Consider the following 13686-nt stretch of genomic DNA (forward strand, 5'->3'; position numbering starts at 1 on the left):
CGCGATTACGGCATGGAGGCTCAGATCGGCAGAGAGACAACGCCGAAGGAATATATCTCGCGCCTGACGGAAGTATTTACCGAAGTCAGGCGCGTTTTGCGTCCGGACGGTACGCTCTGGCTGAACATCTCGGACACCTACGCCGGAAAGGGCAATCAGGGCGATTTCATTGACCCGAAGAACCCCAACGGCAGAAACGGTCAGGCTGTGGCTCTCAACAACAAGGTTGAGGGCTGCAAGCCGAAGGACATGATCGGCATCCCGTGGATGCTGGCTTTTGCCCTCCGCGATACCGGTTGGTATCTGCGCAACGACATCATCTGGATGAAGGATAACCCCATGCCGGAGAGTGTCAAAGACCGCTGCGCCCGCTGCTATGAGCATATCTTTCTGTTCTCCAAGTCGAAAAAGTATTTCTTCGACTACAAGGCGATCTCCGAGCCGATTGCCCCTGCAACGGCAGAACGCCTCAAGCGCGGCATGAAGGGCGGCAACAAATACGGCAAGCCCGTTCCCGGTCAGCCTCAGCCGCAGTCCATCAACCGCCCCCGTGAGCATGGCGAGATCAAGGATAGTGACATCAATCCGCTTCGCAACAAGCGCGATGTCTGGAAGATCAACACCGTCCCCTTCAAGGGCGGTCACTACGCCGCCTACCCTCCGAAACTGGTTGAGACCTGTCTTCTCGCCGGTTGTCCCGAAGGCGGCATTGTGCTTGATCCCTTCATGGGGAGCGGCACAACCGGTATGGTTGCCTCACAGATGGGACGGCATTTCGTGGGCATCGAGCTGAACCCTGAATACACCGAGCTTGCCTACAAGCGGATTGGAGGTGAAATCTGATGTCCAAGGAACCGGAACTCAAAGCCCGCGACAAGGTAGTCGTGCGGATGACACGGGAGGGCGCGGTTGAGGAAAACCTGACGGCTGGCACCGAGCAGCGTGTGTCAAAGCGGCTGGAAGATGCGGAGCTGGTGAAGCCCGCTGAGACAGCCGAGCCTTCCGAAGCTCTTTCTGCGGAGGAACAGAAAAAGGTGCAGATGCGCCGTCAGCAGCGTCAGTTTCAGGCGGAACACGCTGAGGATAGCGACACGCAGCCGCCCTCTGAAACGTCCGTCACAGAAGAGAAAAGGGCAGAAAATCCACCCCAGAATGTACCTGAACCGCTGCCCTCGTCAGAAACGCCGTTCAAGCCTCCTGTTTTGGAGCAGCACACCGTTTCTTCTCATACCGGCACGGTGATTGCCGAAACGGTTGTCACGCACAAGCTGCGCAAGACCTCTGCGGTTGATGCCGTTGACGCGGATGCCGTTCTCTCCCAAGCGGCGGAGACTGCCTCCGCAAAGCCGGTCTCGGACGATGCCGTCCCGCCCACGAAGCGGATGCAGAAGCTCGAAAGGAAGTCCGAGAAGGCGCATGAGCGTCTGGACGCTGCCCGCGAGAAGCTGCCCACGCACAAGGTCCTCAAGAAAGAGCGTGTCTTTAATGAGGAAACCGGCAAGGGCAAAACCCGCCTTCATTTTGAGGATGAGCTGAAAAAGCCCAAGGGCAAAGGCAAGCTGCAATTTGAAGCGGATAAAACCGTCCGCAAGGTTGGTGACACTCTCGCTTCCGGCATTCACGGCAAAATCCATGAGGTCGAACAGGAAAACTCGGCGGTTGAGGCGGCGCATAAAACGGAGATCGCCGCTGAGACTGCCGCTCGGCATTTCAGTCATCATCGGGAAAGCAGCGTCAACAAGCCTTATGAGAAGGTCTCCAAGTTGGAACACAAGGCGGATGTCGCTGATGCGAAGCTCCAATATGAGAGAAATCAGCAGGAGCATCCTGAGATGAAGAAGCAGAACATGAACAAGCACTACCAGAAGCAGAACATCAAGAAGGAATATGCCGCCGCTCGAAATGCCGGTTCTCAGACTGCCGGGACTGCCACAAAGAATACCGGCAAGAAGCTCGGAGAGAAGGCATCCGACAAGATTAAGGAGTTCTTTGAGAAGAACAAGAAGGTCTTTATCTGGATCGGCGTCGGAATTGCCCTTCTCGTGCTGCTCGGTGCCGGAATCAGCTCGTGTTCGATGCTCACCTCTACCGGCTCGTCGGTTATCGCTTCCTCTTATCTCAGCGAGGATGACGCGATGCTCGGCGCAGAGGCGCAGTATTGCCGGATGGAGCAAGAGCTGCAACGCTATCTCGACACCTATGAAAGCACTCATGACTATGACGAGTATCACTTCGATCTGGACGATATTGAGCATGACCCCTATGTGCTGATCTCCATTCTCTCGGCTCTCCATGAGGGCGAGTTCACGCTGGACGAGGTGCAGGGTACGCTCCAAATGCTGTTTGAAAAGCAGTACATTCTCACCGAAGAGGTCATCGTCGAAACCAGATACCGCACGGAGACTGATACATGGACGGATGCAGACGGCAACACGCACACGGAAACCTACCGCGTCCCGTATGACTACTACATCTGCAACGTGAAGCTCGAAAACTTCAATCTCTCCCACGTTCCGGTCTATATCATGTCTCAGGAACAGCTTTCCATGTACGCGACGTATATGTCTGTGCTTGGCAACCGCGAGGATCTGTTCGGTGACTCTCCCTATGTGGACAAGTACATCACCAATCCTCCCGCCGACTACGATGTCAACCCGGAATACCTGAACGATGAGAAGTTTGCGACGCTGATTACTGAGGCGGAAAAGTATCTCGGCTATCCGTATGTGTGGGGCGGCTCCAATCCAGACACGTCCTTTGACTGCTCCGGCTTTGTCAGCTATGTTCTCACGAACAGCGGTCTTGTAAATACCGGACGGCTTGGCGCACAAGGGCTTTACAACGTCTGTACGCCGGTTTCAAAGGCGAATGCACAGCCCGGTGATCTTATCTTTTTCGTCGGGACGTATGACACCCCCGGCGTGTCTCACGTCGGCATCTACGTTGGTGATGGGGTCATGATCCACTGCGGCGATCCCATTCAGTACACATCTATCAACTCTTCCTATTGGCAGCAGCATTTCTACGCCTTCGGAAGACCCGCCTATTAAAAGAAAGGAGTTTTGCATGAATCCCAAGTATCAGAAAGTCCTCTCCGACATCGAGAAGGCTGAAAAGAAGAAATCCGAAATCGAAGGTCAGCTCAAGGAGCTGTACGACAAAAAGACAGAGCTGGAAAACCTTGAAATCATCAACACCGTGCGCTCTATGGTGATGGACAAGGATCAGATCATGGCGTTCCTGTCTTCCATGAAGGGCGGCACCAAGCCCGCTGAAAATACGGAGGTAATCGACAATGCGTAAGAAGTTTCGTTTTCTGACCGTCCTTGCGGTCTGCATCATGGTTCTGTCCTGCTTCTCGGTGACGGCGTTTGCCTACGCCGATGATACCGAGCAGAACCTTCCGGTTACGGAGGCAACCCAGCCGGAACAGCAGCCCGCAGTCACTCCCACGCCGGAAAAGCCGAAGGGTGAGCCGATTGACGATGAGGGCAACGCCTACACCCGTGACTTGCTCTATGACAAGGCAACCAACAAGCAGTTCATCACCATCCAGACGAAGAACGGCAACACCTTCTATATTGTCATTGACTACGATGCGCCCATCAACGAGGATGAGGAACAGTACCAGACGTACTTCCTCAACATGGTCGATGAAAGCGACCTGCTTGCACTGCTGGATGAAGATACTGCGGCTGCGCTGACCACCTGTAACTGCAAAGAGAAATGCGCTGCCGGTCAGGTCAACACCGACTGCCCGGTCTGCAAGACCAACATGAGCGAATGCACCGGCACAGCCCCCGTTACGCCTGAGCCGGACAAGGATGCGGAAACCGAAGTGCCGGAGACCAAGCCCGAAAAGAAATCCAACATCGGCATGATCCTCGTCATCTTTGCCCTTGCCGGTGCTGCGGGTGCAGCTTATTACTACATCAAGTTCGTCAAGGGCAGAAAGCCCAAGGATGAGGACATGGACTTCTTCGACGATGAAGGCTACGAGGAAGAGCCGTACATCAACGAGGATGAAGAGCCGCAGATTGCGGAGGATGCTGAAACGGATGGTGATGAAGATTGATCTTAGTCATTGCTGAAAAGCCCAGCGTTGCCCAGTCCATCGCAAAGGTGTTGGGCGCGACATCCCGCAAGGACGGCTACATGGAGGGCGGCAATTACATCGTTTCATGGTGCTTCGGTCATCTGGTGGAGCTGGCAGACGCCAGCTCCTACGATGAACGGTATGCCAAGTGGCGATATGACGATCTGCCCATTGTTCCGGAAAGCTGGATGTTTGAGGTCACGCAGAACAAAGCCCAGCAGTTCAAGGTGTTGTCCGCTCTCATGAAGGACAAGCGCGTCACCGAGCTTGTCTGCGCAACCGATGCAGGACGCGAAGGTGAGCTGATCTTCCGGCTGGTCTACAACAAAGCCGGATGCACCAAGCCCTTCAAGCGTCTGTGGATCAGCTCGTTGGAGGACTCCGCCATCCGCGAAGGGTTCCAGCATCTCCGGGACGGCAAGGAATATGACCGTCTCTATGAAGCGGCACTCAGCCGCTCGAAGGCGGACTGGATTGTCGGCATCAACGGAACCCGCCTGTTTACCACGCTCTATCACAAGAAGCTGGTGGTCGGGCGCGTCCAGACGCCGACCCTTGCAATGCTGGTGGAGCGTGACGGGAAAATCTCCACCTTCCAGAAGGAGAAGTATTTCAACGTCCATGTCGGCAAGGGTGATCTGACTGCCGATCTGGAAAAGGTCAAAACCGAAGAGGAAGCAAAGAAGATTGCGGCGGCTTGCGAGAAAAAGCAAGCCGTCGTTTCTTCTCTCAGGCAGGAAACGAAGACCGTCAATCCTCCGAAGCTCTACGATCTGACCACCTTGCAGCGCGAGGCAAACCGCTACTACGGCTTCACTGCCCAGCAGACGCTCGATCTCGTTCAGACGCTCTACGAAAAGAAGCTCCTGACCTATCCGCGCACGGATAGTCAGTTCATCACGGATGATATGGAGGACACCGCCCGTCAGGTCATTTCTATCGTCTGCCGCCAGCTTCCGCTTTTCTCCGGTGTTTCGGTTACTCCGGACATTGCCCGCGTAACCGACAACAGCAAGGTCACAGATCACCACGCCATTCTCCCAACCGTCCAGCTTGAAAAGCAGGATGTTTCCGCACTCCCTCAGTCGGAGCAGAAAATTCTCAATCTTGTCGGGATGCGCCTTCTGTGTGCGACCGGCGAGAAGCACACCTACGCAGAAACGCAGATCACGCTCTCCTGCGAGGGTTATGTGTTCAAAACCAAGGGCAAGACCGTTGTTCAAAACGGCTGGAAAGCCGTTGAAGAGCTGTTCAAGGCATCCCTCAAGACGAAGGAAAGTGATGATCCCATGAAGTCCCTGCCCGAAGTCCATGAAGGCGATATGCTGGATGGTGTGTCTGCCAGTGTCACCGAACACTTCACAACGCCTCCGAAGCAGTACACGGAAGATACCCTCCTGTCTGCAATGGAGACTGCCGGAAACGATCAGTTTGACGATGACACCGAGAAGAAAGGTCTCGGCACTCCCGCGACTCGCGCCGGTATCATTGAAAAGCTGGTGAAGTCCGGCTTTGCAGAGCGTAAAGGCAAATCCCTCATTCCCACAAAGGACGGCTGCAACCTTGTCTGCGTCCTGCCGGAACAGATCACCTCTCCCGCAATGACGGCGGAATGGGAAAACACGCTCATGGAGATTGAGCGCGGCAAGGCGGATGCGGATGCCTTCCTCAGCGGCATTGTCCGGATGACCGGGGATCTCGTGAAAGCCTATCCGTTTCTCTCCGATGCCGAAGCCCAGCGTTTCGGCACGGGCAAGGAGGAAATCGGCAAATGTCCCCGCTGCGGCTTTCCGGTCTACGTCGGCAAGGGCAACTTCTACTGCTCGAATAAAGACTGCTCCTTCTGCCTGTGGGAAGACAATAAGTTCTTTTCCAGTAAGAAAAAGAAGCTGACCAAGAAGATTGCAAAGGAGCTGCTGGACAAGGGCTGGTGTCGAGTGACCGGGCTTTACACACCGAAGAAGCCTCAGCTCTACGACGCAGTGATCCGGCTGGATGACAGCGGTGGCAAATACGTCAGCTTCAAGATGGAGTTTGACCGATGAGTCGCCCGAAGTATGTTGCCTCTTGCAGCGGAGGCAAAGACAGCGTGGCAACGCTCCTGCTGGCTGCACAGCACAATGAGCCGCTGGACGAGGCGGTTTTCAGCGAGGTCATGTTTGATAAGAACACAAGCGGCGAAGTCCCGGAACACCGGGACTTCATCTATGACCGGCTCAAGCCCTTCTGTGAAAAGGAGCTGGGCATCAAGTTCACCATTCTCCATGCGGACAAGACCTACGATGAGGTGTTCCATCATGTCATCACCCGCGGACCGCACAAGGGCGAGGTTCGCGGTTTTGCATGGGCTGGTATGTGTGCAGTCAATCGTGACTGCAAAATCCCGCCCGTCCGCAAGTACAATGCCGCACTCTCGCCGGACACCGTGAGCTATGTCGGCATCGCGGAGGATGAGCCAAAACGCCTTGCTCGTCTGGATGGAGTAACGAAGGTCAGTCTGCTTGCCAAATACGGCATGACCGAGGCGGACGCCTACAAGCTCTGTCAGGAGCACGGGCTGCTTTCCCCAATCTACGCTCACTGCCGAAGAAACGGCTGCTGGTTCTGTCCCAACGCAAGCGACGAAGAGCTGTTGCACATGATTACAAAACACCCGGAGCTGTTTGACCGGCTGATTGAATGGGAGAAGGAGGATAACATCTTTCATCGTCGGCTGACACGCAGAGAAACCCCGTCTGAGGTAAAGGCTCGTTTACTGAGCAAATCCCAGACGGGGTTTTCTTCGCCCAAAAGCAAATAAGAAATGGAGGTTTGAGATGGCTGAAAACAAAAATGCACAGCAAGTCCGCGAAATCACGGACAAGCTGGAACAGGGCATCAAGGAGCTGTTTGAATCCGAGCGGTTCAAGGAATATCTCCGCACGATGTCCAAGTTCTACAACTATTCCTTCAACAACACGCTGCTCATTGCGATGCAGAAGCCAGAGGCAACCTATGTTGCCGGTTATACCTCGTGGCAGCGCAACTTTGAGCGTCAGGTCATGAAGGGCGAAAAAGGCATCAAGATTCTCGCACCCGCGCCGTACAAGGCACAGGAAGAGCGCGAGAAGATTGACCCCGTGACGCAGAAGCCCGTGATCGGCGCAGATGGAAAAACTGTCACGGAAACGGTCGAAGTTCTGCGCCCTGCCTTTAAGGTGGTGAGTGTCTTTGATGTCTCACAGACGGACGGCAAGGAGCTTCCGGACATTGTTGTCGATGAACTGAAAGGCACCGTCGAGAACTACGAGGCGTTCTTCGATGCGCTCAGGCAGGAATCTCCCGTCCCTATTTCCTTTGAGGACATTCCGGGCGGTGCAAAGGGATTCTTCTCTCCGGTTGAAAGCCGCATTGCCATTCAGGAGGGCATGAGCGAAATCCAGACGGTCAAGACCGCCATTCACGAGATCGCCCACGCAAAGCTCCACGCCGTCAAGCCGGATGAAAAAGCCGCGCCAGAAGATAAGAAGGATCGGCACACCAAGGAGGTTGAAGCGGAAAGCGTTGCCTACACCGTCTGCCAACGGTACGGCATTGAAACCTCGGACTACTCCTTCGGTTACATCGCCGGTTGGTCATCCGGCAAGGAAACCAAGGAACTGAAAAGCTCTCTGGACACCATCCGCAAGACGGCGGCTGAGATGATCGAGGGCATTGACGCCAAGCTCAAGGTGTTGCTGGCAGAGAAAGCACAGTCCGCAGAGATGGAAGTCGAAGCTCCCGTAAAGGAAGCTGTTCCGGAGGAAAAGCCGGAAGTCCCCATTTACCGCGAGACGGCGAATTATGCCTATGAAGCCGGTGAGCTGGAGTCATATCGTGCTTCTCTCGCTGCAAACGTGGAATGCCGCCGTGCGATTGAGGCGGCAATCAGTTCTAACTACGGAGACAACCGGCTGGATGCGGATGCTGCCGTGAAAAGCGTCCTTGAGCAGTTCTCACCGGAGCGCGTCCGGTATGTCCTCGCAAACACCATTCAGCAGAAAGACTTTGACGGGCGCATTCCCCAGCCCCTCAAGGAATGGGCGAAGACCGTTGATGTCTGCCCCGAAAACGCCTCCCGCTTCCTTGTGGATAAACCCAATCCCGGACTGACAGCACTTTTCGTCGATGCGTTCCGTCAGCAGACCGAACCCCAGAAGGAAGTCACTTCTGAGAAAACAGAGGAAAGAGACCCGGAGGTCGTTGCATGGGAGAACGATGAGATTACCTCTATTGAGGTAAAAACCGTGGAGGTCAAGTCTCCCTTTGCCCCCTTGCCGGAGGAAGCAGCGAAAGCACCGAAGGCGCACCGCCTGACTGCCGAAGAGAAGGAAATCAAAGCCGCCGTCATGGACACGCTCAAGGGGCAGATTGCCTATAACAACGACGGAATGCGGGCGTCCTATCGCGCCTCTAACCACTCCTTCAATCTGCTGGCGCGGAACGGCGTCAGGATCGATGGCAACACGGTCACGCAGAATGGTGAGCCGCTGTTCAAAATCCATCGCCGTCATGCGGCGCGGAAAACGCAGGGCTGTTACCGTGAGCTGATGCCGACGCTGGAATACGTCAAGCAGGAGCAGAAGCAGGAAAAGCCCTCCATCCGTGATCAGCTCAGGACTGCTGCAAAACAGCAGCCGGAGCAGAAATCTCCGGTCAAATCCAAAACGCACGACATGGAGTTGTGAGAAAGGAGACGCATGAAGAAATACACAGACGTTGACATCGTTGCGGAGCTGCAGAAGCTCGTGGACAGTCATGTAGACAGCTACAAGGAAGACTTCGACATCGACAAGCGCATCATCCGCCGCGCCGCCGAAAGCCGGAATCCCGAAGACAAGACGCTGATGTGGTTCTGCCGCCCGCACGGAACGCACTGCCTCAACGAAAATCAGGTCTTCATTCAGGGAACGCGGGATCACAACACCTTCCGTTTCTATGCGGAACAGACCTACGACGAGTGCGTTGCCCGCGTCATTGTCCCGAAAACCGTCAAGCGCGGCAAGGTGTTCGGAGATGTCTTTGAGATCAACTACCGGGAACAGGCTGCAAATGTGGCGCAGAACGCAGTTGCGCCGGATCATGACCGGTTGACCTTCGCAGACGGCTATGTGCTGGACGCCCCCTGCCGCAGCAGCTTCGATGCAGCAATGACTCTGGTCGGTGAGCATGGCGGCGTCATAACCCACCAGACGCTCCCGAAGGACGCGGATGCGCTGGCGGAAGTGCTGTCTCAGCAGAAAAGCCGCCGTGACAGACTGCCGGAGGCAGATAGGACAGAGGTGCTTTCGCCGCTCCCCGTCGCAGAACTCCGCAAATATGAGGCAGTCAAAAAGGCTCATCCGGATGCGCTGGTCTGCTTTGATCAGAACGGCTATTTTGAGCTGTACGGCAAGGACGCAAAGAAAGCCGCGCCGCTTCTCGGCACAAAACTCCTTGAAAAGAAAGTGCGCGGCAAGCCTTCCGTGCCGGTTACTGGTTTCCGTGAAAGCGCATGGGTAGCTGCATCAAAGAAGCTCTGGCAGTTCGGAGCGGATGTCTTTCTCAGCAAGGACGGCGAGACCTTCAAGGAACTCAAAGCCGCAGATTACATTCCTGTCGGCGCGACGCTGAATGTGGATGGCATCAAGTGCAGAATCGAAGCGGTTGATTTTGCCGCTGATGAAGTCCGGCTGACCAACATCGAGGACAAGAACCGCCCCATCCGCTTTTCTGAAAGCATCCAATATATCCGCTCCTATGTGGAGGATGCCGGAACTGCTATCTACGACACCATCCCGAAGAAGCCCGCAGCCCGTAAATCCATCCGCGACAAACTGAAATCCGCGCAGAAAGCCCAGCCGCCCCATACACCGAAACCACAGAAATCAAAAGGAAAGGATATGGAACTCTGATATGAAAAACTTTACCGTGGAAGAAATCAACCTGATGTGCTGCTTCAACACATCCAGCCGGAAGCGGCTGATCGACGATATGAAGAGCGTCACCCTGAACGACATGGACGGTGAGATTGCGGAGCTGATGTATAAGACCGTCCGGAAGCTCGAAGCCATGACCGACGCGGAGTTTGAGGAACTGTATATCATGCCGGACGGCATGGTGGATGACTGAAAGGAGGATGCCTATGCCCGTATTAGACGGTGATTTTGAAGCCTTCGTCACGAACCTTGGCAAGTACAACGAGGGTATGCTGGTCGGTGAGTGGGTGAAGCTACCCACCACCGAGGAAGAGATGCAGAAGGTCTTTGAGCGCATCGGGATCGGCAAGCAGGACGAGTTCGGTCAGCCCTATGAAGAGTGGTTTATCACCGACTACGAATGCCCGATCTATGGCGTTCAGAAGATGCTTGGCGAGTACGAGAGCCTTGATAAGCTCAACTACCTTGCCGTTTTGATTGACGAGCTTTCCCTGAGCGATCAGGAAAAGCTCGTTGCTATTATGGAGGCTGGCTGCGATGAGGTCAGCGACATCGACGATCTCATCAACCTGACATTCAATCTGGACTGCTACGACATCATGCCCGGTATCAACGACGAATCCGACCTCGGCTACTATTACGCCCACGAAGCCGGTATCTACTCTGAAAAGGATCTCGGTCCTCTGGCAGATTACATCGACTATGAACGCTATGGGCGCGACATTGCGATGGATGAGCAGGGACGCTTCACCGATGAGGGCTATGTCCGTGTCGCAAGCGAGAGGTGGGACAGGCAGTTTGACGGTGAGCTTGACGATATTCCCGACGAATACCGGATTACTGGCTCAGAGGAAGCCGCCGAGCGTGACAGCACCATCGCCGTTCTCATTGTTGAGCCGGGAAAGGAGCCTTATGTGAAGGAGATTGACTCCGGTCTGGAGTCCTTGCAGCATGAGGTCGGAGGCTGCATCGAGGCAATTTATCCCTACGAAGACCCTGTTGCCTTAGTCTGCAACGAGGAAGGCAAGCTGGAAGGTCTGCCTCTGAACCGCGCTCTGCGTGATGAGGATGGTGACATCTACGACGTTGTTGCCGGAACATTCATGGTAGTCGGCTTGACGGATGACAGCTTCGGCTCTCTGACCGTAGAGCAGATGCAAAAGTTCTCTGACCACTTCAAAGTGCCGGAGCAGTTTGCAAAGCTGGGCGATAAGATTGTGGCAATCCCCATGATCTCGAAGGAACAGCAGAATCAGGAGAGCGTTGAGCAGAAGGACTTTGAGATGAACGCCGATACCTCCGGTCTGACAGTTGCCGGTCACATCGGGACGTGGCACACCATTGACCAGCACGAAATCGGCGGTCACAGCTTTTATCTGATGGAGCATGACACCTACGGCGATGAGGCGGCTTGCATCATTGTCGATGAGCGCGGCAAGCTCGTCCTTGATGATGTCTACAACGGCTTTGACGATGACACGCTCTGCCTTCTCGACCTTGAGGTCAAGGAAGTGCCGGAAATGCCCGATCCCACGCTCACTGTTCAGGATATGAAGGACTATGGCTACGCATGGGCTGGCGTTCTTCCCGCCGGTCAGGAGGCGGCTGAGAAGGCTTTGGAGAAGGGATGCGAGGTTTACCGTCTCTATTCGGATAACACCGAGGGCTTGTGCGCAGATGCCAAAGAGATTGCCGATCATGCGGCAAAGGGCGGAATGCTCGGTATCAGCAAGGAAAGCTGGATGGCAGCTCTTGAGAAGGAAAACTACCTCAAGGCGGCGGAGATGTCGATGGAGGATGACTACGGCATGATTGACGGGATCATCAACAACGGTCCGAAGGAAGACAAGACCCTTGATGCCAAAGCCCCCGAAACCGGCGAGAAGTCCTCCATCATGGACAGGCTCAAGTCTGCAAAGGCTGAAAAGCAGAAGGAATGCTGCCCTCCCCAAAAGCACAAAGGAGAGATTGAGTTGTGAGCAGAAGTAAGAAATGGCGGCAGGAGTGGTCGTTCTTCATAGGAGACAGCGGACGGAGGAGGTATAACCGCTTCTGCGTCCGCTGCGTCCATAGCTGCAAGCAGAGCTTCCGTGCGGATCTCATCGCCTGTCCGCACTTCTCCCGCAAGGCGGCGCAGTGTAGACAGTTAGGGGTCGAAAAAGCCTGTGATAGCAAGCCCCAGAGCGGCGCAAATTGACCAACCTAAGTGATTGTATTCCCTGCGCAGTTTCTTCTTTAGCGCGGAAATAAGTGTCGATTTCGGCACTTGTTTGAATGCCCGGAAAACGAACCAAGAGCCTCTGTCGATGCCCGTTTTGGGTGTCGGCAGAGGCTCTTTTTTTATGACATATTCAAAATAGCGGACAGCAGCTCTTGAACCTGTTGCCGGTATTCCGGCTTTATATCCGAAATACGTCTGGCAAGCGCAAGGGCTTCCGCTTCTGGCTCATCGGTCCCAAAGATAATTCGGTCCGCACTGACGCCCAGCAAACGGCAAAGACGCTGCAAGGCTTCAAGAGAAATACCGGAAGCACCACGCTCAATAGCGCTCAGGTGATTCGGCGTCATGCCAAGCATTTCTGAGAGCGTGTCCTGCGTATAGCCCGCCTGTTCTCTTGCCACTTGAATATTGCCGCCGATTTCAATATTGATGTCCTTCTTCTCTCGCATAGCCTCACCACCTTTGCATTTAGTGTACCTAACGGCGGTGTCATTATCCACGGTACGCCGTCGTTGATTTTACTAATGACAATGCGTTGACTGTCCGTGATGAGGGTGATAGAATGGAGTTACCTACCAAAAGAGTGAAAGAAGGGGTGTCATGTCGCGCATTATTGAGTTTAGAAAGTCTGCTCAAAAAGCTGAAAAGCAATCCGTTCAAGGCAAGACTTGTGCGTTTACCGGTCATAGACCGCAGAGTCTTCCGTTCGGCTTTGATGAATCCGATAAGCGTTGTACTTCTTTGAAATCTGTTATGCGGGATCAGATTGTAGCACTCATCGAGAACGAGGGCGTCACGCATTTTATTACCGGCATGGCTCTTGGCGTCGATATGTACGCTGCGGAAATTGTACTCGATTTGAAATCAAAATACCCTCACATTACTCTGGAAAGTGCAATCCCTTGTGAGACACAAGCTATCAAATGGTCTGTGGCTTCACGGGAACGGTATTATAATATCGCGGCAAAGTGTGACAAGGAGACCATGCTGCAACGGGAGTACACGCCGGACTGCATGGACAAGAGAAATCGGTACATGGTCGATCACGCCGATTATATTCTCGCAGTATGGAATGGATGCCCCAGCGGTACCGGGAACACCGTGAGATATGCCCACAAAAAGGGCAAATCTATCATCGTTATCAATCCGGTTTCCCTTGATGTCACGCGGGAATAAGGCAAAAATCCCACTCCTGAATCAAGCGTTGCGAAAACCGTGAAGTATTTCCCGATAGTGAATACACATTGCACTACTCGGTGATTATTGGAAACGTGTACGGCGTATGCTGCCCAGTGAACATCTCCACGGAACACATCGAATTTTCACGGCTTCGTAAAACGGAAAGTGTCACCTTATGAACAGTCCCTTGCCGAGAGAAAAATAAATCGCTGGAAACGGGAACGCCCCCGGCACTGTGCGTCTGGCACAGTGTT

General features: G+C 54.3%; 13 protein-coding genes. 12 read left to right on the forward strand and 1 reads right to left on the reverse strand.

The features are described from left to right. The first annotated feature begins 12 nt into the window (after positions 1-12). Genes P0G09_RS06930 through P0G09_RS06980 form a run of 11 tightly spaced genes read left to right on the forward strand, consistent with a single transcriptional unit; the run spans position 13 to position 12229 of the window. Positions 13-843: a site-specific DNA-methyltransferase gene (locus P0G09_RS06930; RefSeq protein WP_275252373.1), complete on the forward strand. Its 831-nt coding sequence runs from the start codon at positions 13-15 to the stop codon at positions 841-843. Continuing rightward, positions 843-3050: a C40 family peptidase gene (locus P0G09_RS06935; protein WP_275252296.1), complete on the forward strand. Its 2208-nt coding sequence runs from the start codon at positions 843-845 to the stop codon at positions 3048-3050. Before P0G09_RS06930 ends, P0G09_RS06935 begins: the two co-directional genes overlap by 1 nt. Positions 3051-3066: 16 nt before the next feature. Continuing rightward, positions 3067-3303 carry a DUF4315 family protein gene (locus P0G09_RS06940; protein ID WP_006573549.1) on the forward strand — a complete coding sequence of 79 codons (237 nt, stop codon included), beginning with the start codon at positions 3067-3069 and terminating at the stop codon, positions 3301-3303. After that, positions 3296-4075 (forward strand): DUF4366 domain-containing protein, encoded by a 780-nt coding sequence (locus P0G09_RS06945; RefSeq protein WP_275252297.1) that lies wholly within the window; start codon positions 3296-3298, stop codon positions 4073-4075. The genes P0G09_RS06940 and P0G09_RS06945 overlap by 8 nt, the downstream gene beginning before the upstream one ends. Further along, the gene (locus tag P0G09_RS06950) at positions 4072-6141 is read left to right on the forward strand and encodes a DNA topoisomerase 3 (protein ID WP_275252298.1); all 2070 of its coding nucleotides are present in this window, start codon (positions 4072-4074) and stop codon (positions 6139-6141) included. Before P0G09_RS06945 ends, P0G09_RS06950 begins: the two co-directional genes overlap by 4 nt. Continuing rightward, a complete protein-coding gene (locus tag P0G09_RS06955) occupies positions 6138-6896 on the forward strand; it encodes a phosphoadenosine phosphosulfate reductase (protein WP_275252299.1) in 759 nt (252 codons plus the stop codon). Before P0G09_RS06950 ends, P0G09_RS06955 begins: the two co-directional genes overlap by 4 nt. Before the next feature lie 16 nt (positions 6897-6912). Next, positions 6913-8802, forward strand: coding sequence for a DUF3849 domain-containing protein (locus P0G09_RS06960; protein WP_275252300.1), 1890 nt, complete (start codon positions 6913-6915; stop codon positions 8800-8802). 12 nt (positions 8803-8814) lie between these two features. Beyond that, the gene (locus tag P0G09_RS06965; protein WP_275252301.1) at positions 8815-10008 is read left to right on the forward strand and encodes a DNA mismatch repair protein MutS; all 1194 of its coding nucleotides are present in this window, start codon (positions 8815-8817) and stop codon (positions 10006-10008) included. 1 nt (position 10009) lies between these two features. Continuing rightward, entirely contained in the window at positions 10010-10225 is a 216-nt protein-coding gene (locus P0G09_RS06970; RefSeq protein ID WP_008396825.1) for a transposon-transfer assisting family protein, read from the forward strand. 13 nt (positions 10226-10238) lie between these two features. Further along, complete coding sequence (locus P0G09_RS06975) at positions 10239-12011, forward strand: antirestriction protein ArdA (protein WP_275252302.1); 1773 nt, start codon at positions 10239-10241, stop codon at positions 12009-12011. Next, entirely contained in the window at positions 12008-12229 is a 222-nt protein-coding gene (locus tag P0G09_RS06980; protein ID WP_275252303.1) for a hypothetical protein, read from the forward strand. The genes P0G09_RS06975 and P0G09_RS06980 overlap by 4 nt, the downstream gene beginning before the upstream one ends. A 143-nt stretch (positions 12230-12372) precedes the next feature. On the opposite strand, the gene P0G09_RS06985 is transcribed toward P0G09_RS06980, so the two are convergent. Continuing rightward, complete coding sequence (locus tag P0G09_RS06985; RefSeq protein WP_006573527.1) at positions 12373-12702, reverse strand: helix-turn-helix transcriptional regulator; 330 nt, start codon at positions 12700-12702, stop codon at positions 12373-12375. 151 nt (positions 12703-12853) lie between these two features. Here P0G09_RS06985 and P0G09_RS06990 point away from each other — a divergent pair, with 151 nt between their 5' ends. Next, positions 12854-13429 carry an SLOG family protein gene (locus tag P0G09_RS06990; protein WP_008816165.1) on the forward strand — a complete coding sequence of 192 codons (576 nt, stop codon included), beginning with the start codon at positions 12854-12856 and terminating at the stop codon, positions 13427-13429. Positions 13430-13686 lie beyond the last annotated feature (257 nt).

The sequence above is a fragment of the Faecalibacterium sp. DFI.5.82 genome (assembly GCF_029076575.1).
Lineage (GTDB): Bacteria > Bacillota > Clostridia > Oscillospirales > Ruminococcaceae > Faecalibacterium > Faecalibacterium duncaniae.

Bases quoted from the DNA above. Each gene is read 5' to 3' on its own strand.
- P0G09_RS06960 (WP_275252300.1), top strand. From the start codon at position 6,913: ATGGCTGAAAACAAAAATGCACAGCAAGTCCGCGAAATCACGGACAAG.
- P0G09_RS06945 (WP_275252297.1), top strand. From the start codon at position 3,296: ATGCGTAAGAAGTTTCGTTTTCTGACCGTCCTTGCGGTCTGCATCATG.
- P0G09_RS06955 (WP_275252299.1), top strand. From the start codon at position 6,138: ATGAGTCGCCCGAAGTATGTTGCCTCTTGCAGCGGAGGCAAAGACAGC.
- P0G09_RS06940 (WP_006573549.1), top strand. From the start codon at position 3,067: ATGAATCCCAAGTATCAGAAAGTCCTCTCCGACATCGAGAAGGCTGAA.
- P0G09_RS06990 (WP_008816165.1), top strand. From the start codon at position 12,854: ATGTCGCGCATTATTGAGTTTAGAAAGTCTGCTCAAAAAGCTGAAAAG.
- P0G09_RS06965 (WP_275252301.1), top strand. From the start codon at position 8,815: ATGAAGAAATACACAGACGTTGACATCGTTGCGGAGCTGCAGAAGCTC.
- P0G09_RS06985 (WP_006573527.1), bottom strand. From the start codon at position 12,702: ATGCGAGAGAAGAAGGACATCAATATTGAAATCGGCGGCAATATTCAA.
- P0G09_RS06935 (WP_275252296.1), top strand. From the start codon at position 843: ATGTCCAAGGAACCGGAACTCAAAGCCCGCGACAAGGTAGTCGTGCGG.
- P0G09_RS06975 (WP_275252302.1), top strand. From the start codon at position 10,239: ATGCCCGTATTAGACGGTGATTTTGAAGCCTTCGTCACGAACCTTGGC.
- P0G09_RS06930 (WP_275252373.1), top strand. From the start codon at position 13: ATGGAGGCTCAGATCGGCAGAGAGACAACGCCGAAGGAATATATCTCG.
- P0G09_RS06970 (WP_008396825.1), top strand. From the start codon at position 10,010: ATGAAAAACTTTACCGTGGAAGAAATCAACCTGATGTGCTGCTTCAAC.